This is a genomic window from Nocardioides sp. GCM10030259, assembly GCF_042666375.1.
Lineage (GTDB): Bacteria > Actinomycetota > Actinomycetes > Propionibacteriales > Nocardioidaceae > Nocardioides.
In genome coordinates this window covers 502,779-524,265 of record NZ_JBHTDF010000018.1, presented here as the reverse complement: position 1 = coordinate 524,265, position 21,487 = coordinate 502,779, and the positions used below count along the sequence as shown (strand labels likewise).

General features: G+C 71.6%; 21 protein-coding genes. 4 read left to right on the top strand and 17 right to left on the bottom strand.

Features of this window, described 5'->3' with window-relative positions; genetic code table 11:
• The 3 genes from ACFQQI_RS15590 to ACFQQI_RS15580 all read left to right on the top strand — a co-directional run.
• Nucleotides 1-551, top strand: a 551-nt coding sequence (locus ACFQQI_RS15590) for a DUF222 domain-containing protein (protein ID WP_378565125.1), incomplete at its 5' end; no start/stop codon positions are given.
• 77 nt (nucleotides 552-628) lie between these two features.
• Nucleotides 629-1,009 carry a hypothetical protein gene (locus ACFQQI_RS15585; RefSeq protein WP_378565122.1) on the top strand — a complete coding sequence of 127 codons (381 nt, stop codon included), beginning with the start codon at nucleotides 629-631 and terminating at the stop codon, nucleotides 1,007-1,009.
• A gap of 44 nt (nucleotides 1,010-1,053) precedes the next feature.
• On the top strand, nucleotides 1,054-1,857 hold the full coding sequence (locus ACFQQI_RS15580) for a GNAT family N-acetyltransferase (RefSeq protein ID WP_378565119.1): 804 nt from the start codon (nucleotides 1,054-1,056) through the stop codon (nucleotides 1,855-1,857).
• Here the strand turns inward: ACFQQI_RS15580 and ACFQQI_RS15575 are convergent.
• From ACFQQI_RS15575 to ACFQQI_RS15505, 15 genes are all read right to left on the bottom strand, one after another.
• Nucleotides 1,817-2,401, bottom strand: a complete 585-nt coding sequence (locus ACFQQI_RS15575) for a TOPRIM nucleotidyl transferase/hydrolase domain-containing protein (protein ID WP_378565116.1) — start codon at nucleotides 2,399-2,401, stop codon at nucleotides 1,817-1,819. The genes ACFQQI_RS15580 and ACFQQI_RS15575 overlap by 41 nt on opposite strands.
• Before the next feature lie 4 nt (nucleotides 2,402-2,405).
• A complete protein-coding gene (locus ACFQQI_RS15570) occupies nucleotides 2,406-3,125 on the bottom strand; it encodes a VOC family protein (protein ID WP_378565113.1) in 720 nt (239 codons plus the stop codon).
• A 16-nt stretch (nucleotides 3,126-3,141) separates the two neighbouring features.
• The gene (locus ACFQQI_RS15565; protein ID WP_378565110.1) at nucleotides 3,142-4,107 is read right to left on the bottom strand and encodes an NADPH:quinone oxidoreductase family protein; all 966 of its coding nucleotides are present in this window, start codon (nucleotides 4,105-4,107) and stop codon (nucleotides 3,142-3,144) included.
• Nucleotides 4,108-4,124: 17 nt separating this feature from the next.
• Nucleotides 4,125-5,354 carry a M15 family metallopeptidase gene (locus tag ACFQQI_RS15560; protein WP_378565107.1) on the bottom strand — a complete coding sequence of 410 codons (1,230 nt, stop codon included), beginning with the start codon at nucleotides 5,352-5,354 and terminating at the stop codon, nucleotides 4,125-4,127.
• 40 nt (nucleotides 5,355-5,394) lie between these two features.
• Complete coding sequence (locus tag ACFQQI_RS15555; RefSeq protein ID WP_378565104.1) at nucleotides 5,395-5,577, bottom strand: hypothetical protein; 183 nt, start codon at nucleotides 5,575-5,577, stop codon at nucleotides 5,395-5,397.
• Nucleotides 5,578-5,673: 96 nt separating this feature from the next.
• The gene (locus ACFQQI_RS15550; protein ID WP_378565101.1) at nucleotides 5,674-6,657 is read right to left on the bottom strand and encodes an electron transfer flavoprotein subunit alpha/FixB family protein; all 984 of its coding nucleotides are present in this window, start codon (nucleotides 6,655-6,657) and stop codon (nucleotides 5,674-5,676) included.
• Nucleotides 6,654-7,409: an electron transfer flavoprotein subunit beta/FixA family protein gene (locus ACFQQI_RS15545; RefSeq protein ID WP_378565098.1), complete on the bottom strand. Its 756-nt coding sequence runs from the start codon at nucleotides 7,407-7,409 to the stop codon at nucleotides 6,654-6,656. Before ACFQQI_RS15545 ends, ACFQQI_RS15550 begins: the two co-directional genes overlap by 4 nt.
• Entirely contained in the window at nucleotides 7,406-9,916 is a 2,511-nt protein-coding gene (locus ACFQQI_RS15540) for an FAD-dependent oxidoreductase (RefSeq protein WP_378565095.1), read from the bottom strand. Before ACFQQI_RS15540 ends, ACFQQI_RS15545 begins: the two co-directional genes overlap by 4 nt.
• A 145-nt stretch (nucleotides 9,917-10,061) precedes the next feature.
• Complete coding sequence (locus ACFQQI_RS15535) at nucleotides 10,062-11,051, bottom strand: ABC transporter substrate-binding protein (protein ID WP_378565092.1); 990 nt, start codon at nucleotides 11,049-11,051, stop codon at nucleotides 10,062-10,064.
• 48 nt (nucleotides 11,052-11,099) lie between these two features.
• Nucleotides 11,100-13,142: an ABC transporter permease gene (locus ACFQQI_RS15530; protein ID WP_378565089.1), complete on the bottom strand. Its 2,043-nt coding sequence runs from the start codon at nucleotides 13,140-13,142 to the stop codon at nucleotides 11,100-11,102.
• Nucleotides 13,139-14,173 (bottom strand): glycine betaine/L-proline ABC transporter ATP-binding protein, encoded by a 1,035-nt coding sequence (locus ACFQQI_RS15525; protein ID WP_378565086.1) that lies wholly within the window; start codon nucleotides 14,171-14,173, stop codon nucleotides 13,139-13,141. Before ACFQQI_RS15525 ends, ACFQQI_RS15530 begins: the two co-directional genes overlap by 4 nt.
• Nucleotides 14,170-15,849, bottom strand: a complete 1,680-nt coding sequence (gene betA, locus ACFQQI_RS15520; RefSeq protein WP_378565082.1) for a choline dehydrogenase — start codon at nucleotides 15,847-15,849, stop codon at nucleotides 14,170-14,172. The genes ACFQQI_RS15525 and betA overlap by 4 nt, the downstream gene beginning before the upstream one ends.
• A complete protein-coding gene (locus ACFQQI_RS15515; RefSeq protein ID WP_378565078.1) occupies nucleotides 15,846-17,315 on the bottom strand; it encodes an aldehyde dehydrogenase family protein in 1,470 nt (489 codons plus the stop codon). The genes betA and ACFQQI_RS15515 overlap by 4 nt, the downstream gene beginning before the upstream one ends.
• Before the next feature lie 142 nt (nucleotides 17,316-17,457).
• Complete coding sequence (locus ACFQQI_RS15510) at nucleotides 17,458-19,077, bottom strand: BCCT family transporter (protein ID WP_378565075.1); 1,620 nt, start codon at nucleotides 19,075-19,077, stop codon at nucleotides 17,458-17,460.
• A gap of 197 nt (nucleotides 19,078-19,274) precedes the next feature.
• The gene (locus tag ACFQQI_RS15505) at nucleotides 19,275-20,039 is read right to left on the bottom strand and encodes an IclR family transcriptional regulator (protein WP_378565072.1); all 765 of its coding nucleotides are present in this window, start codon (nucleotides 20,037-20,039) and stop codon (nucleotides 19,275-19,277) included.
• A gap of 86 nt (nucleotides 20,040-20,125) precedes the next feature.
• On the opposite strand from ACFQQI_RS15505, the gene purU reads away from it, so the two are divergent.
• Nucleotides 20,126-21,001: a formyltetrahydrofolate deformylase gene (purU, locus tag ACFQQI_RS15500; protein ID WP_378565069.1), complete on the top strand. Its 876-nt coding sequence runs from the start codon at nucleotides 20,126-20,128 to the stop codon at nucleotides 20,999-21,001.
• A 121-nt stretch (nucleotides 21,002-21,122) separates the two neighbouring features.
• Here purU and ACFQQI_RS15495 read toward each other — a convergent pair whose 3' ends face one another.
• Together ACFQQI_RS15495 and ACFQQI_RS15490 are read right to left on the bottom strand one after the other, a co-directional pair.
• On the bottom strand, nucleotides 21,123-21,299 hold the full coding sequence (locus tag ACFQQI_RS15495) for a hypothetical protein (protein ID WP_378565066.1): 177 nt from the start codon (nucleotides 21,297-21,299) through the stop codon (nucleotides 21,123-21,125).
• Nucleotides 21,296-21,481, bottom strand: coding sequence for a hypothetical protein (locus ACFQQI_RS15490; RefSeq protein WP_378565063.1), 186 nt, complete (start codon nucleotides 21,479-21,481; stop codon nucleotides 21,296-21,298). The genes ACFQQI_RS15495 and ACFQQI_RS15490 overlap by 4 nt, the downstream gene beginning before the upstream one ends.
• Nucleotides 21,482-21,487 lie beyond the last annotated feature (6 nt).

The following is a 21,487-nucleotide window of genomic DNA, read 5'->3' as shown; positions in this document are numbered from 1 at the left end:
CCTTGGCCGCCGGGGCGCTGTCGGAGTGGCGGGCCACCCTGATCGCCCGCGAGACCAGCTGCCTGACACCGGAGGACCGGGCCGCCGTCGACGCCCGGCTCGCCGCACCGGATGCCGAGGGCGGCTACCCGTTCGAGGGGTGGGGCGACCGGCGCCTGGTCGCCGAGACCCGGGCCCTGGTCGCCACCACCGACCCGGCCGCGGTGGTGGACCGCCGTGCGAAGGCGGAGGGTGACCGGCACGTGTCGCTGCGCCCCGCGCCGGACACCATGGCCCGGCTCTCGGTGCTGCTGCCCGCCGCCCAGGGGGTCGCGGTCCACGCCACCCTGACCCGCGCCGCCGACCAGGCCAGGGCCGCCGGGGACCCGAGGTCCCGCGGCCAGGTGATGGCCGACACCCTCGTCGAACACGTCACCGGCCAGACCACCGCCGACGCGGTCCCGGTCACCGTCAACCTCGTCCTCTCCGACCAGACCCTGCTCGCCGGCGGCCACGAACCCGCCTGGCTCCAGGACTACGATCCCTCGGCGCCGACCACGCCACCGCCCTGACCAAGCGCGCGATCGCCGACGCCACCGCCGCCCTCCGCCGGCTCTACGCCCACCCCGGCACCCGCGCCCTGACCGCCATGGAATCCACGGCCCGGGCGTTCCCGAAAGCCCTCGGCCTGTTCCTGGACCTCCGGGACCGGACCTGTCGCACCCCCTGGTGCGACGCCCCGATCCGCCACCACGACCACGCCGCAGCCCACGCGGCCGGCGGACCCACGTCGGCACTGAACGGTCAGGGCCTGTGCGAGCAGTGCAACCACACCAAACAGGCCCCCGGCTGGCGATCCCGACCCATCACCGGCCCACCCGGACGACCCGAAACGCCGCACACCATCCAGATCACCATGCCCACCGGACACATCACCCGGACCATCGCGCCCCTGGCCCCGGCCCCGAGCTCACTCCGACAAGTCAGCCCCGGCGAGATCTACCTGACCAACATCATCCTCGCCGCCTGAGCGCGCGCGAATCCGCTGGCAGTCCTGGGCCGCGCACGTCGATCATGTCCGGCGTGGATGATCACGATCGGCTCCTGGCCGCCTACGACGAGCAGCTGCGGACAGACGCGGAGACACCCGGCGCGGACTCGGTGACGCTCCTCGGCCCGGTGCGGCTGGTGACGTTCGCGGGCGGCCGCGGGTTCGTCACCTACCGAGACCTCGGCGGGGCAGATGCCGAGGCCATCGATCGGCTGGTGGGGGCGGCGCTCGAGCACTACCGGGCCGATCCCGAGATCACGCGGGTCGAGTGGAAGACGCGCGGGCACGATCATGCGCCCGGACTGCAGGAGAGCCTGCTCAGCCACGGATTCGTCGCGGAGGAGCCGGAGTCGATCATGATCGGCGAGGCACGGCAGCTCGCGGTCGAGGTGTCGTTGCCCGACGGCGTCACGGTCCGGCAGGTCACGGACGAGGGCGACGTCCGCGCGATGAGCGCGATGGGCGCGCGGGCGTTCGGAGACTCGCCGGAGGCCGGAGTGGCGGTCGCCGACGCGCTGCTGCGCCGCCTCACCCGCGACGACGGGATGGAGCTCTGGGTCGCCGAGGCCGCCGGGCAGATCGTGTCGGCGGGTCGCCTCGAGCCGGTCCCGCGGACCGACTTCGCGGGCATCTGGGGCGGCTCGACCCTGGAGGAGTGGCGGGGTCGCGGGATCTACAGGGCGCTCACCGCGGAGCGGGCTCGCTCTGCGCTGCGCATGGGCAAGACGCTCATCAACAGCGACTGCACGGAGTACTCCCGCCCGATCCTGGAGAGGTACGGCTTCCTCACGGTGTCCACCACGACGCCCTATCGGTGGACCCGTTGACGGAGAGGTCGAGCGCGCACCGCAGCACGCCCGTCAGCGGAGCGGGCACCCGGTCCAGCGGCAGCGCCGCCACGAGCAGCTCCGCGTAACGGTCCTTGCGGCCGGACTTCGACCCCATGAAGCGGCGCAGCACCGCGTCGCGGGTCCAGGACCGCTGGGCGGGCATGCCGGCGAGCAGCTCCAGCGAGCGGGCCTCGCCCGCGGCGGCGATCACGTCCTCGACGGCCGCGACCCCGAGCGCCCGGATCAACTCGTCCTCGAGGTCCTCCGTGCACCGGAAGAAGCCGTCGACCGGGACACCGGCCGCGGCCAGGCCGCGCCGCACGATGCGCTCGGCCGGCGCGTCGTACAGGCCGGCCAGGGGTACGCCGAGGCCGCCCGGGCCGTAGCGCAGGGCGAAGGACCGGATGTTCGTGATGCCGCCGAGCACCACCACCTCGACGCCGTCGGCCGCGAGGTCGCGCCCGAGGCGACCCGCGAGGGTGTGCAGGGCGCGCCGGTCGCTGTCCCCCTCGACCAGCACGACCGCCCGCGGTGCGTCCACCGGATCACCCGGGCCGGACGCAGAACTCGTTGCCGTCGGGGTCGGCGAGCACCACCCAATCGACCCGGCCCTGCCCGATGTCGACCGGGGTCGCGCCGAGAGAGAGCAGCCGGTCGACCTCGGCCTCGAGGGCGGTCCCGTCACGGGGCGCGATGTCGAGGTGCAGCCGCTCCTGGCCGGTCTTCGGCGCCACGGGCGGACCGCCCCAGGCGATCTTGGAGCCTCCGCGCGGCGACTGGATGGCGGTCTCCTCGTCCTGGTCCCACACCAGCGGCCAGCCGAGCGCCTCGCTCCAGAAGTACCCGACCGCCTGGGTGCCGTCGCAGTTGATCGCGCCGATGGTGCCGCACCCGTCGAGGAACCCGTTGCCCGCCTCGATCACGCACAGCTCGTTGCCCTCGGGGTCCGCGAGCACGACCTGGCCCTCCTCGGGCAACTGGCCGACGTCGATGTGGCGGGCCCCCAGGCCGAGCGCCCGCGCGACCGTGTCGTCCTGCTGCTCCGGGGAGGCGCTGGTCAGGTCGAGGTGGACCCGGTTCGCACTGACCTTCGGCTGCTGGCCGGCGACGAACCGCAGGCGGTACGCCGTACCGTCGGTGGGCACCAGGTCGATGCCGCCGTCGCGGACCTCGAGCGGGTGCCAGCCGAGCAGCCGGCCCCAGAAGCGGGCGAGCGCGACCGGGTCGTGCGCGGCGAAGCAGAGCGCGACGAGGTCACACGACATGGGTCCTTGGTAGCGGTCAGTCCCGCACCCGCACCACCGATTTACCGAGCGTCCGGCGCTCGTCCATGTCGATGAGCGCCTTGCCGAACTCCTCGAGGTCGTACGTCGCGCCGATCGGCGGCCGGATCACGCCGGCCTCCATCATCGGCAGCAGCGCCGACCACTGCTCCTGCATGTAGCCGGGCCGCAGCATCGCGAAGGCGCCCCAGCCGACGCCGCGCACGTCGATGTTGTTCAGCAGCAGCCGGTTGACCTTGACCTCGGGGATGCCTTGCCCCGCCGCGAAGCCGACCACCAGCAGGCGGCCCTGCGTGCCGAGCGCGCGCAGCGAGTCGGTGAAGGCGGGGCCGCCGACGACGTCGACGACGACGTCGACGCCCCGGCCGCCGGTGAGCTCGAGGACGGCGTCCTTGAAGCCGTCGAGAAGCACCGCGTCGTCGGCCCCGGCGGCGCGGGCGACCTCGGCCTTCTCCTCGGTCGAGACGACGGCGATGGTGCGTGCGCCGTACCCCTTCGCGACCTGGATGGTCGCCGTGCCGACCCCGCCGGCGGCTCCGTGCACCAGCACGGTCTCGCCCTCGCGGAGCCCGCCGCGCTCGGCGAGCGCGAACTGCGCGGTGAGGTAGTTCATCGGCAGCGCCGCACCCTCGTCGAAGGACAGGTTGTCGGGCAGGGCGAACGTCGTGTCCGCGGGGCTCGCGACCCGCTCGGCGGCGTTGCCGTAGCCCGCCACGCCGGCGACCCGCTGGCCGGGCTCGAAGCCGGGACCGGAGACGACCACGCCGGCGAAGTCGACGCCGAGGGTGAACGGCGGATCGGGCTTGAGCTGGTACTCGCCCTTGCTCAGCAGCAGGTCGGGGAAGGAGATGCCGACCCGGTGCACCTCGACGAGGACCTCACCCTCCTTCGGCGTCGGCTCGGGTACGTCGACGACGACGACGTCGGCTGGACCGGTGGGCTGGACGACCTGGACGGCACGCATGGCACCCGACAGTAACGTCAGCCCGGATTGACCAGCTCGCGCATCTCGAAGTGCATCGGGTCGGTGTAGCCCCAGCGCCCACCCCACGTGAAGCCCCAGTGCTCGAAGGCGGCGACGACACCGCGGTCCATCTCGCCTACTGTGCCGCGCTGGTTGCCCTGGACGTTCAGGTCGAGGGCGAGCCCGAACGCGTGGTTGGAGAGCTTGGTCGACCCGGCGATGAAGCGCGGGTAGTAGCAGCCGGCATAGTCGTCCGGGTCGATCTCGTCGGCCAGCCCCCGGGCGACGACCTCCGCCAGGGCGGCCCGCAGCTGCGGGAAGATCAGCCGGTTGCAGGTCACCGAGCCGAGGATCGGCACCTGCCCGGTGGCGATGTGCGACTCGACCCACGAGGGCTCCGGGGCGATCTTGCCGCCACCGAGCACGGAGTAGCGGTAGATCCCGACCGCGTCGGCGACCGTGCCGACCACGACCGCGGTCTGCACGACGTCGGGATCCAGGCCCTCCCGTGCCACGACGTCGGTCATCTGCACCGACGCCTCCGTCCCACGGAGCACCCGCTGGATCGGCTTGCGCAGCGTGTCGGGCGCTCGGCCGCCGGTGCGGATCAGCAGGGCGTTGCCGCGGGTCATCTCGAGGTCGGGGATCCACGTCTCGTTGACGACCGCGTCGACCAGCGGCGCCTGCTCGGCGTGCGCGCCGATGTGCACCGACGGCGCGTCCTCGGTGCTCCCGAGGTCGATGAACCCGTCGTCGACGGGCAGCCGGCGTACCAGCCGCGGGTCGACCGCCAGCTCGCCCGCGGCGACCCGCTCCCAGATGTCCTGGGTCTCGGCGACCTCACGGAGCGTGTAGTTGCGGTACGTCGCCGGGTCGACCGCGGCCACCTGGAGCGCACGGTTCTCCACGACGACCTGGGCCAGCGAGATGGAGGTGACGTCGAGGACGCCCGGGACGGTCCGCACCGCGGCGGCGGTCTTCGGGTCGATGGACTCGGCACTGGTGACGACGATGTCGGGGTAGCCCACGACGCCGGTGCGACGTCCGGGCGGCTCGACCGCGTGCTCCGGGTCGAGCGTCGGGACGGCCTTCGGTCCGGACGCGGTCGCGCCCGACGGCGCCGGGTCCGGGGGCTGCTCGCCGGCCTGCGAGCTGCTGTCGCAGGCGACGGCACCGCTCGCGAGCAGCACGAGAGCGGGCGCTGCCGCACGCAGCCGCCCGGTCGCGCTTCCCCTCCCCGACCTCACCGCACCAAGGGTAGGTGGCGGGCGTGCGTCCAGGTCGGGGTCACGCCGACCAGCGCACGCCTTCCGCCGTCACGTCGGCGGGCTTGTAGACCCCGGAGAGCTCCGGGCGACGGTCCAGCAGCTCCGAGAGCCCGCGGGCTCGGGTGATGGCTCGTGGCTCCCAGGCGGGCGGGAAGTCGTCGGAGCGCTGAGCGCTGGTGATCGTCCGGTCCTCGTCGTCCACGAGTGGCCCCCTTTCGCGTGCGTCGGCACACGAGCAGCCGATGCCCTCCCTTGTTCCCCGAACGGGCATCGTCGACACGGGGGCCGGCGCCGGGAGTCAGCCGGCGCGGCGGCGCCTGATCTCGGCGTTGATCGCCGGCACGACCTCGTGCAGGTCGCCGATCACGGCGTACGTCGCCTTGGTGACCATCGGGGCCTCGGCGTCGGTGTTGATCGCGAGGATCGTCTTGGCCGACGAGCAGCCCGCCCAGTGCTGGATGGCGCCGCTGATGCCGCACGGGATGTAGAGGTCGGGCGAGATCCGCGAGCCGGTCTGCCCGACCTGCTCGTGGTGCGGCCGCCAGCCCAGCGACGTGACGACCCGGGAGACGCCGAGCGACGCGTCGAGCAGCTCGGTCAGCTCCAGCAGGTCGGCGAAGCCGTCTGACGAGCCGGCCCCGCGGCCGGCGCCGACGACGACCTTCGCGGACTTGAGGTTGCCGGAGAGGTCGGGCTCGGGCTCCTCGGTCGAGACCACGCGCGCGACCAGGTCGGCGGGGGCGACGTCGGGTGTCTCGACGACGACGTTGGCGGTGCCGGGAGCGGTCGCCGGGGCGGCCTCCACGGCATGACCGGCGACCGTGAACACGGCCGGCCGCTGCGCCAGCTGCATCTCCTCGAGGGCGGCGCCGCCGACCACCTGCCGGGTGACCGTGAAGGGCGAGAGCCCTGAGAAGGACAGCACGTTGGCCGCCATCGGCACGTTCGCGCGGGCGGCGACGTGGGCCATCACCTCGTTGCCGCGGGGCGTGCCCGCCGCCAGCACGACGACGGCGTTCTTGGCGGCGCGTACGCCGAGGACGCCCGACGCCCAGGCCGCACCCGCGAACGAGTCGAACGCGTCGCCGGTGAGTGCGTGGACGTCGCGCGCGCCGTACGCCCCGAGCTGCTCGACGAGCTCTGCCGACGGCTCGCCGACGAGGACGACGTCGATCGGCACCCCGCCGCCGGCGTCGGACAGGGAGCGCGCGAACGTCACCGCCTCCCGCGACACCTCGGCGGCGGCGCCGGACAGGTCGGTCTCCACCAGCACGACGATCATCGGGCCAGCACCCCCAGCTGCTCGAAGAGGTCGACGACGGCGGGCGCGGCCTCGGGGCCCTTCCCCAGGACCTGGACGTCCGACGGAGTCGGCGGCGGCAGCAGCAGCCGGACACGGCCCGGGCCGGTCGGCTCGGCGGTCGGTCGGCGCTCGTCGATCACGACCTTCTTCGCCTTCATCCGCCCGGGGACGGTGGGGTAGCGCGGCTCCACCCCGCCCTCGAGCACGGTGACGACCGCGGGCAGCGGCAGCCGGTAGGTCTCGTGGCCGTCGGGCCCGGAGACGTGCACGGTCGCGACACCACCGTCGACCGACACCGTCTGGGCGCCGTTGACCACCGGCCAGCCGAGCTCGTAGGCGAGCCGGATGCCGACCTGGAAGTCGCCGCTGTCGGCAGCGTCGTTGCCGAGCAGCACGAGATCGTCGCCCCGGTCCCGCACCACCGCCGCGATCTCGCGCGCGACGTCGGCTGGTCCGAAGGTCTGCGGGTCGGCGACCACGTGGACCGCCGCGGTGCAGCCCACGGCGAGGGCGGCGCGCAGCTGCTCGACGGCGTCCGCGTCGCCCAGCGTCAGCACGCTCGCGCTCTGCCCTTCTCCGGAGGCGAGGCTGACGGCGATCTCGACCGCGCACTCCTCGTGCGCGCTCATCGTGAAGCCGGCGTACCGCCCGTCGACGGCCTGGGCGTCGTCGGTCAGCACCACCTCGCTGGAGGAGTCGACGACCCTCTTGACGCAGACGAGGGTGCTCATCGGATGCGCTCGTTCGCGGGGTCGAGGAGCGGCGTCGCGTCGATCGAGCCGACGGTCACCGGGTAGAGCTCCTCCATGTAGGAGACGGCGAGCTCGTTGCCGATCACGGCCTGGTCCGGCGGCAGGTAGGCCAGCAGCACGTGCTTGCCGAGCGACGGCGCGGACCCGGCCGATGTGACGTACGGGTGGTGGCCTTGGCCGTCGGTGAGCGACTCGCCCGACCGGGTCAGGATCGGCTCGCCGCCGAGCATGTAGCGCTTCACGCCGGACGCCGAGGTGTGGTCGTCGACGACCAGCGTGCAGAGGACGGTCTCCGGCGAGGCCTCGCGCTGGGCGAGGTACGCCGCCCTGCCCACGAAGTCGGCCGCCTTGACCTTGGGCCGCTGCATGCCGGCCTCGACGATGCTGCGCTCGCCGTCGAGCTCGAACCCGAAGGCGCGGTAGCCCTTCTCGATCCGGCCGGTCGTGCCGTAGACGCCGATGCCGACCGGTACGGCGCCATGCGCGGCGCCCGCCTCGAGCAGCGTGTCCCACACCCCGGCCGCGTCGTCGGCCGCGGCGTACAGCTCCCAGCCGAGCTCGCCGACGTAGGAGATGCGGGAGGCGAGCACCGACGTGCCCTTGACCTGGAGCTCGCGGCAGGTGAGGAACCCGAACCCACCGTCGCTCACGTCGTCGGAGGTCAGGGAGGCGAGGATGTCGCGCGCCCGCGGGCCCCACAGGCCGATGGTGACGACGTCGTCGGTGCGGCTGGTCAGCGTCGTGACGCCGTCGGCCGGCACGTGGTCGCCGAACCACTGGCGGTCGGCGGGACCGTGCGCCGCGCCCGTGACGACCCGGAAGTGGTCGTCGCCGAGGCGCATCACCGTGAGGTCGGAGCGGAAGCCGCCTGCCGGGTCGAGCACCGGGGTGTAGACGACCTTGCCGACGGCCACGTCGCACTGGGCCACGCACACGGTCTGCACGGTCTCCAGCGCGCCCGGCCCGACGATGTCGAAGACCTCGAACGCCGAGAGGTCGATGATGCCCGCGGCCTCGCGCATGCGCAGGTGCTCGGCGTTGATGATCGGGCTCCACCAGCGTGCGTCCCACTCGTGCTCGCGGGGCATCACGGCGTCGCCGTACTGCTCGAGCAGGGCGGCGTTGGACTCGTACCAGTGCGGGCGCTCCCAGCCGCCGGTCTCGAAGAACACCGCGCCGAGCTTCGCCTGCGACGCGTGCATCGGCGAGAGCCGCTGGTCGCGGTCGGACTCGTACTGCTCGGAGGGGTGGATGATCCCGTAGGTCTTGATGAACGCCTCGGTGGTGCGCAGCCGGGTGTGCTCGCGACGCATCTGGTGAGGGTGGAACCGCGCGATGTCGCTGTGGCTGATGTCGATCTCGGAGTGGCCGTTGACCATCCACTCCGCGACCGCGCGGCCGACGCCCGGGCCCTCCTTGATCCAGACCGCGGCGGCGGTCCACAGGCCCTTGACCTGGCTCTCGCCCAGGATCGGGAGCCCGTCGCAGGTCAGCGACAGCAGGCCGTTGATCGCGTAGCGCATCTCCGCGCCCTCGGCGCCGAGCAGCTCCGGCATCAGCTCGTAGGCCTGCTCGAGCTGGGGGTCGAAGTCGTCGGAGGTGAAGGGCATCTCCGTCGGCGAGAGCTTCGCCTGCTCGATCGAGGGGATGTCCTCGGGCTCGTGCAGGATCGCGCGGTGGGCGTAGGAGCCGACCTCCATGTCGGCGCCGTGCTGGCGCTCGTAGCAGAAGGTGTCCATGTCGCGGACGATCGGGAAGGAGATCTCGCCCTCGCGCTCGGCGAGCTGGGGGCACGGCCCGACGCTGATCATCTGGTGCACGGCCGGGGTCAGCGGGATCGAGACGCCCGCCATGTCGCCGATCTTCGGGCTCCACACGCCGCACGCGATCACGACGTACTCGGCCTCGATGTCGCCGCCGTCGGTCCGGACGCGACGGATGCGGCCGTCCTCGACGTCCAGGGCCGTGACCTCGACGTTGGGTACGACGGTCAGCGCGCCGGCCTCGAGCGCGCGCTCGCGCATGATCGTGCCGGCGCGCAGCGAGTCGACGACGCCCACGCTCGGCGTCCAGAACGCACCGATGAACTGGTCCTCCTCGATGAAGGGGACCTTCTCCTTCACGAACGCCGGGTCGACCAGGTGCGCCTCGATGCCCCAGGCCTTCGCGCTGGACATGCGCCGGCGCAGCTCCTCCATCCGCTCCGGCGTGCGGGCGAGCTCGAAGCCGCCGGACTGGGTGAAGACACCCATCTCCTGGTACTGCCGCACCGAGTCGAGCGTCAGGTCCGTGATCTCCCGGGAGTGGTCCACCGGGAAGATGAAGTTCGAGGCGTGCCCGGTGGAGCCGCCCGGGTTCGGGAGCGGCCCCTTGTCGAGCTGCACGATGTCGCGCCACCCGAGCCGGGCGAGGTGGTGCACGAGGCTGTTGCCGACGATGCCGGCGCCGATGACGACGACCTTGGCCGAGCTGGGGACGGTGGCCATGGGCACTCTCCGGTCTGTCCAACGCGTTGCGTAATGCGCAACACGATTCGTAATACGAAACTACCTCAAGGATCACCCGACCCCGGGCGGGAGGTCAACCCCCGCCCGGGGCCGGGTGTGCGGCGCGACGACTGGCCGTGGCGGCTCAGCCGAGCCAGGCGTCGACCTTGTCCTGGTTCTCCTCGACCCACTTGGCCGCGGCGTCCTCGGGCGCCATGCCGTCGGAGGTGATCCAGGCGGCGACGAGGTTCTGGTCGTCGTTGGTCCACTCGAAGTTCTGCACCAGGTCCACCGCCGGGCCACCCTCGTCGGCCCACGAGGTGGACACGATCTTCTTCAGCGGCGTCTCCGGGTAGTCGCAGTCGACCTTGGCCGGGTCGTCCTGACAGCCGTCCTCGTACGGCGGCAGCGCGACCTTCTCCATCGGCACCTCGGCGTGGACGTACTGCGGCTCCCAGAAGTAGCCGATCAGCCACTCCTTGTTCTTCTGCGCCTGCTCGAACGCCGTGATCGTGGCAGCCTCGCCGCCCGAGAAGACGACCTTGAAGTCGAGGTCGAGGTTGCTGATGATCGCCTCGTCGAACTGGACGTACGACGGGTCGGAGCCGAGGAACTGCCCCTGGCCGCCGGACTCCGACGTGGCGAACTCGCCGGCGTACTTGTTGAGGCCGTTCCAGTCGAGGATGTCCGGGTGCTCCTCGGCGAGCCAGCCGGGCACGTACCAGCCGATGATGCCGACGTTGCCGTTCTCGCCGAAGTCGGTGGCGCTGCCGTCACCCTGCTCCGCGAAGAACTTCTTCTCCAGGTCCGGGTGGCCCCAGTCCTCGATGACGACGTCGACCTCGCCGGTCCCGAAGCCCTGCCAGGACACGTCCTCCTTGAGGTCCTTGTAGTTGACCGTGCACCCGAGCTTCTCCTGGGCGACGGTGCCGACCACGTAGGCGCTGGCCTCGTAGCCGACCCACGGGTTGACCGCCATGTTGAGGTCGCCGCAGTCGCCGCCGCCCTCGGCAGCCTCGGACTCGTTCGCCTCGGTCTGCTCGTCGATCGAGCCCCCGTCGCCGCAGCCGGCGAGCACGAACGCCGCGCACGCCGCGACGACCGTCAGCCTCGTTCCGATTCGCGTCTTCCGCATTCCATCTCCTCCGTCGTCGCGTGTGTCTTGTTGTTCCGAGCGTGTGGGTCAGCCCCGGAGCGCGGCGCGCCACCGGGGGCGCTGCGCGGGGGCCTGGGTCCCGGCCTGGTCGTGGGCGGCGGCGCGGCAGATGCGGTCGACCATGATCCCGATCAGGACGATGCTGATGCCGGCGGCGGCGCCCTTGCCCCACTCCTCCGACCGGGAGAAGCCGAGCACCACGTCGTACCCGAGCGCGCCGGCGCCGACCATGCCGCCGATCACGGCCATGGACAACACGTAGAGGAGGCCCTGGTTGGCGGCCAGCACCAGCGAGCCCCGGCTCATCGGCAGCTGCACCTTGGTGATCTCCTGCCAGGTCGTCGCTCCGGTCGAGCGCGAGGCCTCGAGCGTGGTCGCCGAGACGCCCCTGACGCCGTCGGCCACGAGCTTGATCGCTACCGGCGCGGCGTACACGACGCCGGCGACGATCGCGGTGAAGCGGCTCGGCCCGAAGAGCGCGAGCATCGGGATCAGGTAGACGAACGGCGGGATCGTCTGCCCCGCGTCCAGGAGCGGCCGCAGCGCCAGGTCGACGGCGTGCCGCCGGGCCATCCAGACGCCGAGGACGACGGCGAGCACCATCACCAGGAGGGTCCCGACGAGCGTCATGGTCAGGGTCACCATCGCGTCGTGCCACAGGCCGAAGTAGCGCAGCCCGGCCAGGCAGATCACGGTCGGGAGCAGAGCGCGGGTCCGCCCGAAGACCAGGGCGAGCAGCAGGATGGCGGCGGCGGTGACGTACCAGGGGGACTCCGCGATCAGCGACTGCAGCGGGTTCAGCAAGCCTTCGGTGATGAGGTTCTTGAACCAGTCGGTCGCGCCCTGGAAGGTGTCGGTGAACCACTCCGTGAAGTCGTCCACCCAGTCGGCCAGCGTCGGGCCCCAGGAGGTCTCGGGGAACTCCGCCAGCGAGAGGTAGGTGCGCGACGCCCAGACGGCTACCAGCGCACCGACGGCCGTGACCGCGAGGACGATCCGACGCAACCGGAGGTCGATCTGGCCGCGGGCCGCGCGCTCGGACGCCTCGCTGGCCGCCGTCGTGGTGCGGTCGAGCATGACCGCCATGACGACGATGAGCATGCCGGGCACGAACGCGCCGCCGACGTCGCGCGTCTCGAGCGCGTCGAGGACCGGCTGGCCGAGGCCGGGTCCGTCGACGAACGCCGCGAGGGTCGCCATCGAGAGCGCAGCCATGATCGTCTGGTTGAGGCCGACGACGATCGTCTTGCGCGCCATCGGCAGCTGCACCTTGCGCAGCCGCTGGAACGCCGTCTGACCCGCGGCGTCGGTGGCCTCGATCGTCGTCGACGACACGTTGCGGATGCCGTGGCCGGCGACGCGGATGATCGGCGGCAGGGCGTAGATCAGCGTGCAGACCACGGCGGCCGACGCGCCGATGCCGAAGAAGAGCACGATCGGCAGCAGGTACACGAAGGTCGGCATCGTCTGGAAGATGTCGAGGATGGTGTTGAGCGTCGACACGACCCAGGGCCGGCGCGTGGTGCCCAACCAGACGGCCAGCGGCATCCCGATCAGGACGGAGAAGACGACCGCCACGAACGTGACGATCAGCAGGTCCATCGAGTCCGACCAGTAGCCGAAGAGGCCGAAGGACACGAACGACGCACCCACGAGCAGCGCGATCCGCCAGCCGGCGACGGCCAGGCCGATCCAGGTCGCGATCGCGGTCACGCCGAGCCAGCCGATCTGCGGCACGGGACGCGGGAAGTCGGGGATCGAGATCATCCGCTGGACCCAGTCGACGACGTCGGTGAACCAGGCGCCGATGTTGTAGGTGAGCTGGATCAGCGGGTTGGTGTCGCGGCTGGCCAGCACCGAGTCGCGGAAGTCGGTGAGCTGCTGTTGCACGTCGGTGTGCTCGCGGACCGGGATCTCGAGGGTGTCGGTGCCCTCGGTGATCGACCAGACCACGATCCAGACGCCGATGACCACGAGCGCCCACGCCCAGCGCGGCATCCGGAACCGCTCTCGAGGAGCCGGTGGGCCGGCGCCGACCCGGGGCTCGGGCGGGGAGATGGTCGCCGTCATGCCGGCACCTCCTCCTCGGCGACGACCACCCGCAGGATCGCGTCGTCGTCGACGATGCCCACCAGCTCGCCGTCGTCGACGACCCGCACCGGGTGGGCCGAGGCCAGCGCGGCCTGGGCCGCGCGGCGCACGATCGTGTCGGAGCTCATCACCGGGCCCTCGCTGGAGTCGCCGGGCTTCGGCTCGCGCATCACCCACTTCAGCGTGAGCACGTGCGAGCGGGGCACCTCGGAGGTGAAGTCCTTGACGTAGTCGTCGGCCGGGGCGCCGACGACCTCGTCCGGCGTACCGATCTGCACGATCTCGCCGTCGCGCATGATCAGGATCCGGTCGCCCAGCTTGAGGGCCTCCTGGAGGTCGTGGGTGATGAAGACCATCGTCTTGCCGAGCTCGTGGTGGAGCCGGATCACCTCGTTCTGCATGTCGCGGCGGATCAGCGGGTCGAGCGCCGAGAACGGCTCGTCGAAGAGCAGCAGCGACGGGTCGCTAGCGAGCGCCCGCGCCAGGCCGACGCGCTGCTGCATGCCACCCGAGAGCTGGTCGGGGTACGACGTCTCGTAGCCGGACAGGCCCACCAGGTCGACGACCTCCGCGGCCTTCGCGCGCCGCTCCTTCCTCCCGACGCCGCGGACCTCGAGGCCGTAGGCGACGTTGTCGATCACCTGACGGTGCGGCAGCAGCCCGAAGTGCTGGAACACCATCGACGCGTGGGTACGCCGCAGGTCGCGCAGCTCGGACTCGCTCGCCTTCATGACGTCGTGACCGTCGATGACGACCTCGCCACCGGTCGGCTCGATCAGCCTGGTCAGGCAGCGCACGAGGGTCGACTTGCCCGACCCGGACAGGCCCATGACGACGAACACCTCTCCGGGCGCGACGTCGAACGAGACGTCGCGGACGCCCACGACGCAGCCCGTCTTCTCCTTCAGGTCGGCGCGCGAGAGGTCGGCGTCGGGGGTGCCGATGATCCGGTCGCCACCCCGGCCGAAGATCTTCCAGAGACTGCGCACGGACAGGGCTGCGTCGCTCATGACGGCTCCTCGGGGTAGAGCGGCATGCCGTCGCGGTAGCGGTAGTACGGCACGTCGGCGGGCGGGAGTGGCGTGTTGCCGGCGATGAGGTCCGCGGCCTTCTCGGCGACCATCATCACGGGGGCGTAGATGTTGCCGTTGGTGACGAACGGGAAGACCGAGGCGTCGACGACGCGCAGGCCCTCGACGCCGTGGACGCGCATCGACGCGGGGTCGACGACGGCGGACTCGTCGACGCCCATCTTCGCCGTGCACGACGGGTGCAGCGCGGTCTCGGCGTCGGCGCGCACCCAGTCGAGGATCTGCTCGTCGGTCTCGACGTCCTTGCCGGGCGAGAGCTCGCCGTCGTTGTACGGCGCGAACGCGGGCTGGTTGAGGATGCTGCGCGCGACCCGGACGGCCTCGACCCACTCGCGGCGGTCGTTGGGCGTCGAGAGGTAGTTGAAGAGGATCGAGGGGTGCTGCCGCGGGTCGCGGGACCGGATCCGCACGTGGCCGCGGGTGTCGGCGTACATCGGCCCGATGTGCACCTGGTAGCCGTGGCCCTCGGTCGGCGCGGACCCGTCGTACCGGATCGCGACCGGCAGGAAGTGGAACATCAGGTTCGGGTAGTCGACGTCGTCGTTGCTGCGGCAGAAGCCGCCGCCCTCGAAGTGGTTGGTGGCGCCGAGCCCGCGACGGTGGACCAGCCACTGGTAGCCGATGCCCGGGCGCTTGCGCCACCTCAGGCCGGGCGCGATCGAGACGGGCTGCTTCGAGGCGTACTGGATGTAGACCTCGAGGTGGTCCTGGGCGTTCTCGCCGACGCCGGGCAGGTGGTGGACGACCGGGATGCCGTGCCGGCGCAGCAGCGCCTCGTCGCCGACCCCGGAGAGCTGGAGCAGCTGCGGGGAGTTGATGGCACCGCCGCAGAGGATCACCTCGCCGGCCTCCGCCGTACGACGGAGGCGCCCGCCGCGCAGGTAGTCGACGCCGACCGCGCGCCTGCCGTCGAAGCGCACGCCGGTCACGAACGCCAAGGTCTCGACCCTGAGGTTCTTCCGTCGCATGACCGGGTGCAGGTAGGCGCGGGCGGCGGAGAGCCGGCGGCCGCGGTGGACGTTGCGGTCGAACTTCGCGAACCCCTCCTGGCGGTAGCCGTTGACGTCGTCGGTCAGCGGGTAGCCGGCCTGCTGGGCCGCCTCGAAGAACGCGCCGAACAGTGGGTTGTCGGCCGGCCCGCGCTCGAGGACGAGCGGGCCGTCGCCGCCGCGCCAGGCGTCGGCCCCCGCGAGGCAGGTCTCCATCCGCTTGAAGTAGGGCAGGCAGTGGAGGTAGTCCCACTCCTTCATCCCCGGCTCGGCCGCCCAGCGCTCGTAGTCGAGCGGGTTGCCGCGCTGGAAGATCATGCCGTTGATCGACGAGGACCCGCCGAGCACCTTGCCGCGCGCGTGGAAGACCTTGCGGCCGTTCAGGTGTGGCTCGGGGTCGGTCTCGTACTTCCAGTCGTAGAGCCGGTTGCCGATCGGGAAGGGCAGCGCGGCCGGCATGTGGATGAACGGGTCGATCCTGAAGTCGGAGCGTCCGGCCTCGAGCACGAGGACCGAGGTGCCGGGGTCGGCCGAGAGCCGGTTGGCGAGGGCGCACCCGGCCGAGCCACCACCCACGATGACGTAGTCGTAGCGGTCGGTGGTCATGAGCCGAACCACCGCTGCTCGGTCGGGCGGATGTTGTGCCAGACGTGCTTGGTCTCGCGGTACTCGTCGAGCCCCGCCTGCCCGAGCTCGCGGCCGATGCCCGACTGCTTGTAGCCGCCCCACTCGGCCTGCGGCACGTACGGGTGGTAGTCGTTGATCCAGACCGTGCCCATCCGCAGCCGGCCCGCGACGCGCTGCCCCTTGCCGGCGTCCTGCGTCCACACGGCACCGGCGAGTCCGTAGATCGAGTCGTTGGCGATGCGTACGGCGTCGTCCTCGTCGGCGAAAGTCTCCACGGTCAGCACCGGCCCGAAGGACTCGTCCTGCGTGACGGACATGTCGCTGCGGCAGCCGTCGAGGATCGTCGGCAGGTAGTAGAACCCGTCGGCCAGGGTGGGGTCGTCGGGGCGCCGGCCGCCGCACCGGAGCACCGCGCCGTCGGCGAGGCCGCGCGCGACGTACGCCTCGACCTTGTCACGGTGGCCGGCGCTGGTGAGCGGCCCGGTCTCGGCCTTGTCGTCGAAGGGTCCTCCGAGCCGGATCCGCTCCGCGCGCTCGACGAGCGCGTCGACGAACCGGTCGTGGATCGACTCCTCGACGACGAGGCGGGCCCCGGCGGAGCAGACCTGGCCCGAGTGCAGGAAGACGGCCGTGAGCGCGAAGTCGAGGGCGACGTCGAGGTCGGCGTCGGCGAACACGACGTTGGGGTTCTTGCCGCCGAGCTCGAGGGCGACCCTCTTCACCGACGCGGACGCCGCGGCCATCAGCCTCCGCCCGGTCTCGAGGCCGCCGGTGAAGGAGACCAGGTCGACCCGGGGGTCGGTGGCCAGCGGCGCCCCGGCCGTCGCACCCGCGCCGAGCACCAGGTTGCCGACGCCCGCGGGCAGGCCGGCCTCCTCGAGCAGCCGCATCAGGTGGATCGCGGAGTGCGGGGTGAGCTCGCTGGGCTTGAGCACGAACGTGTTGCCGGCCGCGAGGCAGGGCGCGACCTTCCAGGAGACCTGGAGGAGCGGGTAGTTCCACGGCGTGATGAGCGCGCAGACGCCGACCGGCTCGTGGACGATGCGGCTGACGACGTCGGGGTTGCCGGTGTCGACGACCCGGCCGGCCTCCTCCGCGGCCACGCGACCGTAGTGCCGGAACACCGAGACGACGTCGGCCACGTCGTACTGGCTCTCGACGAGTCGCTTGCCGGTGTCGAGCGACTCCAGCCGCGCGACCTCGTCGGCGTCGCGCTCGAGCAGGCCGGCGACGCGGAGCAGCAGGTCACCGCGCTCGCGGCTCGAGGTGTGCGGCCACGGGCCCTCGTGGAAGGCTCGGTACGCCGCGGCGATGGCGCGCTCGGTGTCCGCGGCGTCGGCCTCGTCCACCTCGGCGACCAGCGTGGCGTCGGCCGGGCACCGGATCTCGCGGCGCGCCCCACCCAGCGCGTTCGTCCACGCCCCGTCGACGTAGAGCTCGCCCACCCGGCACCCCGTCCTGCGAGGAGTCCGTGTTGCGTATGCCGCAACATGGTGCTCTCCGCGCAACTGGTCGTTACGGCTGAGAATGTCCACCCGGCACCCGGGCGTCAAGGGAATCGGTCAGATGTAACCCAGCCTTGACCGCTCAGGGCCCCTCGGGGAAGCGGTCGGCGTGCTCGACTGCCCGGCGCACGCGCGAGGGCAGCGTGGCGTCGAAGGACTCCCGCCGCAGCTCCCTCCACAGCGAGGCGCACATGCCGATCAGCACGAGCATGAACGGCCCCGCCACCACGATGCACAGACTCTGCAGCGCGGACAGGCCGTTGGCCCACAGCAGCACCGCCGCGACCGCGCCGGTCGCCACGCCCCAGAAGATGACGAGGCTGCGGTTCGGCTCCTCGGCGCCGTGCTGGCTGAGCTGGCCCATCACGATCGACGCCGCGTCGGCGCCGGTGACGAAGAAGATCGCCACCAGGATGACGGCCAACGCCACGGTGATCGCCGACAGCGGGAACTCGCGCAGCATGTCGAAGAGCGAGGCCTCCAGGGCGATGCCGCCCGTGTCGGTCAGCGGCGGCTGCCAGCCCTCGTTGAGCTGGAGGTTCAGGGCGCTGCCGCCCAGGATCGAGAACCACGCGAAGGAGACCAGGCTCGGCACCAGGACCACGCAGACCACGAACTGCCGGATGGTCCGGCCCTTCGAGATCCGCGCGATGAACATCCCCACGAAGGGCGTCCACGAGATCCACCAGGCCCAGTAGAAGATCGTCCAGCCGCTGAGCCACGAGTGGGCGTTCGCGTCGTAGACGCCGGTGTTGAACGCCATGTGCGGAAGCTGGGTCAGGTAGTCGCCCATGGACTGGGTGAAGGTGCCCATGATGAAGACGGTGGGCCCGACGACGAAGAGGAAGAAGACCAGCAGGGCCGCCGCGATCGCGTTGGTGTTGGACAGGATCTTGATGCCGCGCTCGACGCCGGACACCGCCGAGAGGACGAAGCACGCCGTCAGCACCGCGATCACCGCGACCGCGAGCGACTTGCTGCCCCCGCCCTCACCGAAGACGTCGTCGATGCCGCCGGTGATCTGGAGCGCGCCCAGGCCGAGCGAGGTGGCGGACCCGAAGAGCGTCGCGAAGATCGCGAGCACGTCGATCGCCTGCCCGGGTGCCTGCTTCGTGCGCTCACCGAGGAGCGGGCGGAACGCTGCCGAGACCGTGTTGCCGTAGCCCTTGCGGTAGGCGAAGTAGCCGATCGAGAGGCCGATGACGGCGTACATCGCCCACGGGTGGAAGCCCCAGTGGAAGAAGGTCCACTGCATCGACAGTGCGGCCGCCTCGGCCGAGCCCGGCTCCGCGTCACCCATCGGAGGGGAGTTGAAGTGGGTCAGCGGCTCGGCGACGCCCCAGAACATCAGGCCGATGCCCATGCCGGTGGCGAACATCATCGACACCCAGGAGAACGTCGAGAACTCGGGCCTGCTGTCGTCCGGGCCGAGCCGGACGTTGCCGTAGCGGCTGACGGCGAGGTACGCCGAGAACAGCACGAAGCCGGCGCTGGTCAGGACGAAGAGCCAGCCGAAGGTGTCGGTGACCCAGGTCAGGGCGTCGCCCGAGGTCTCCGACAGCTTCTCCGGCCAGAGCGCGCCGAGGAGGACGAAGGCGATCGCCAGCGCTGCGGCGACGCCGAAGGTCGTGGTGTCGATGCGGCTCCCGCCCTCGCGCGGTGCCGTTCCGTCCGGCCGGGCCGTGGGTTCCTTGAGGGCCATGCGCACTCCATTTCTCGCCGGGCCGACGTGGGTGCGGCCCGTCCAGGGAGAACCGAGGTGTTGCGTATTGCGCACTGCGTTCTACATCGTGCAACGGTCACTGCTTCGCAGCATGCGTGTGGTCCACGTCACACGTCAAGGGCAGGTCGCGAAGTCGCCGCGACCTGTCCGTGCCCGACGCGCGTACGCCGCGAGCGTCAGCGGTGGCCCCAGCCGAGGCGGTGGGAGACCTCCTCGGCCGCGGCGACCAGCTTCGGGACGACGTCGCCGACCCGGTCCGGGCCGAGCCGGAAGCTGGGGCCGGACACGCTCATCGAGGCGACCACGTCGCCGTGTGCGTTGCGCACCGGCGCGGCGGCCGCGGTGAGCCCCTCCTCGAGCTCGTCGACGGCCACGGCGTACCCCTGCTCGCGGACCCGGCCGAGCTCCTCGCGCAGCTTCGCCTTCGTGGTGATCGTCAACGGCGTGTAGCGCGAGAGCGACCCGAGCACCTCGGTGAGCCGGTCGTCGGCCAGGCCGCTGAGCAGCACCTTGCCGTTGCTGGTGGCGTGCAGCGGGATGTGCTGGCCGACCCAGTTGTGGGGCTGGAGCGCCGACGACCCGGCGACCTGGTCGAGGTAGAGCGCCGAGCGGTCCGAGAGCACGGCGATGTTGACGGTCTCGCCGGTGTCGGCGGCGAGCTGGCGACAGACCGGGCGGGCCTCCTGCACCAGGTCGAGCCGTGCGGTGGTGGCGCCGGCGAGGCGCAGCACCCCGACCCCCAGCCGGTAGCGGCCGCGGTCGCTGGTCTGCTCGACCAGCCGGTGCGACTCCAGGGTCGTGACGAGCCGGAACGCCGTGCTCTTGTGGACGCCGAGCTCCACGGCCACCTCGGTCACCCCGGCCTCACCGACGCGGGCCAGCACCTCGAGGATCGTGAGCGCGCGATCGACCGACTGGACTCCGGCCGGGCCCTCGCTCATGCTCGGAGAGTAGCGCACCTCTGTTGCGTATCGCAGAATGCGTTTCGGTCCGCGCAACGCGGCTTCCCTGTCAGAAGGCGGTACCCGTGTCCCTTGCCACCCCCACCATCGCGGCGGGCGACTACGTCCTCATCCTCTCCTGCCCGGACCGGCCCGGCATCGTGCATGCCGTCTCGGGGTTCCTGGTCTCGCGCGGCGGCAACATCCTCGAGAGCCAGCAGTACGGCGACCCGCTGACCAACAGGTTCTTCATGCGCATCGACTTCGAGGCTCCGGGACCCGTGGACGCCGACGCCATGCGGGAGGCCTTCGCGCCCGTGGCCGAGCAGTTCGAGATGACCTTCGAGCTCTGGGACGCGGCCGCGCCGTACCGGACCCTGATCATGGTCTCGAAGCACCTGCACTGCCTCAACGACCTGCTGTTCCGCGCGAGCACGGGCTCGCTGCAGATCAGCATCCCCGCGATCGTGTCCAACCACCCGGACGCCGAGGCGCTGGCGTCGTCGTACGGCATCCCCTTCCACCACGTGCCGGTCACCCCCGACACCAAGCCGGAGGCCGAGGCCGAGCTGATGCGGCTCGTGGAGAAGTACGACGCGCACCTGGTCGTGCTCGCCCGCTACATGCAGGTGCTGTCCGACGACCTGTGCCGCCGGCTGTCCGGGCACGCGATCAACATCCACCACTCGTTCCTGCCGAGCTTCAAGGGCGCGAAGCCGTACCACCAGGCCTTCGACCGGGGCGTGAAGCTGGTCGGCGCGACCGCGCACTACGTGACCGCCGACCTCGACGAGGGCCCGATCATCGAGCAGGACGTGATGCGGGTCGACCACACCTACACCCAGGAGCAGCTCGTCTCCGCCGGCCGCGACGTCGAGGCGCAGGTGCTCTCCCGCGCGGTCCGCTGGCACTCGCAGTCGCGGGTGGTGCCCAACGGCTCGAAGACGGTGGTCTTCCGGTGAGGTAGACCGCGTCAGCGGGCTACCTCGTTGGTGGTCGAGCAGCGACCGCGGCTGAGCTTGCGAAGCCGCGACGGAGCGTGTCGAGACCCGGTGAGATCGACGCGGCGGTGTCCCTCCGGTGTCAGGCCGACCAGAGGATCGACTCGACGGCGAGCTCGGCCTCCCGGTGCACGCCGTAGAGGTCGGGGCGTCGCTCCATCAGGTGGACGAGCTCCCGGGCCCGGTCGGCCGCGCGGCGGCGCTGCCGCTCCACCTCGGGCGGTACGACGTCGGTCGGTGTCTCCTGCACTGCGGTCATCGCTGCTCCCCCGGTGTCGGTGCGGTCGGCTCGAGGCCCAGGACCCACCACGCCGCGGCATAGGCAGCCACGGCGCCCGGCAGCGCGCCGAAGCTCTCCGTGAGGGCGAGCACGCCGACGACGACGGAGCCGACGACCGGGAGGGCCACGCCCTCCACGCCGTACGGGCCGGATCTCTGCATGCAGAA

What these genes read in the sequence shown, in the direction of transcription:
- ACFQQI_RS15585 (WP_378565122.1), top strand. Translation starts at nt 629, where the DNA reads ATGGAATCCACGGCCCGGGCGTTCCCGAAAGCCCTCGGCCTGTTCCTG.
- ACFQQI_RS15580 (WP_378565119.1), top strand. Translation starts at nt 1,054, where the DNA reads ATGTCCGGCGTGGATGATCACGATCGGCTCCTGGCCGCCTACGACGAG.
- ACFQQI_RS15570 (WP_378565113.1), bottom strand. Translation starts at nt 3,125, where the DNA reads ATGTCGTGTGACCTCGTCGCGCTCTGCTTCGCCGCGCACGACCCGGTC.
- ACFQQI_RS15565 (WP_378565110.1), bottom strand. Translation starts at nt 4,107, where the DNA reads ATGCGTGCCGTCCAGGTCGTCCAGCCCACCGGTCCAGCCGACGTCGTC.
- ACFQQI_RS15550 (WP_378565101.1), bottom strand. Translation starts at nt 6,657, where the DNA reads ATGATCGTCGTGCTGGTGGAGACCGACCTGTCCGGCGCCGCCGCCGAG.
- ACFQQI_RS15545 (WP_378565098.1), bottom strand. Translation starts at nt 7,409, where the DNA reads ATGAGCACCCTCGTCTGCGTCAAGAGGGTCGTCGACTCCTCCAGCGAG.
- ACFQQI_RS15540 (WP_378565095.1), bottom strand. Translation starts at nt 9,916, where the DNA reads ATGGCCACCGTCCCCAGCTCGGCCAAGGTCGTCGTCATCGGCGCCGGC.
- ACFQQI_RS15535 (WP_378565092.1), bottom strand. Translation starts at nt 11,051, where the DNA reads ATGCGGAAGACGCGAATCGGAACGAGGCTGACGGTCGTCGCGGCGTGC.
- ACFQQI_RS15530 (WP_378565089.1), bottom strand. Translation starts at nt 13,142, where the DNA reads ATGACGGCGACCATCTCCCCGCCCGAGCCCCGGGTCGGCGCCGGCCCA.
- ACFQQI_RS15525 (WP_378565086.1), bottom strand. Translation starts at nt 14,173, where the DNA reads ATGAGCGACGCAGCCCTGTCCGTGCGCAGTCTCTGGAAGATCTTCGGC.
- betA (WP_378565082.1), bottom strand. Translation starts at nt 15,849, where the DNA reads ATGACCACCGACCGCTACGACTACGTCATCGTGGGTGGTGGCTCGGCC.
- ACFQQI_RS15510 (WP_378565075.1), bottom strand. Translation starts at nt 19,077, where the DNA reads ATGGCCCTCAAGGAACCCACGGCCCGGCCGGACGGAACGGCACCGCGC.
- ACFQQI_RS15505 (WP_378565072.1), bottom strand. Translation starts at nt 20,039, where the DNA reads ATGAGCGAGGGCCCGGCCGGAGTCCAGTCGGTCGATCGCGCGCTCACG.
- ACFQQI_RS15495 (WP_378565066.1), bottom strand. Translation starts at nt 21,299, where the DNA reads ATGACCGCAGTGCAGGAGACACCGACCGACGTCGTACCGCCCGAGGTG.
- ACFQQI_RS15490 (WP_378565063.1), bottom strand. Translation starts at nt 21,481, where the DNA reads ATGCAGAGATCCGGCCCGTACGGCGTGGAGGGCGTGGCCCTCCCGGTC.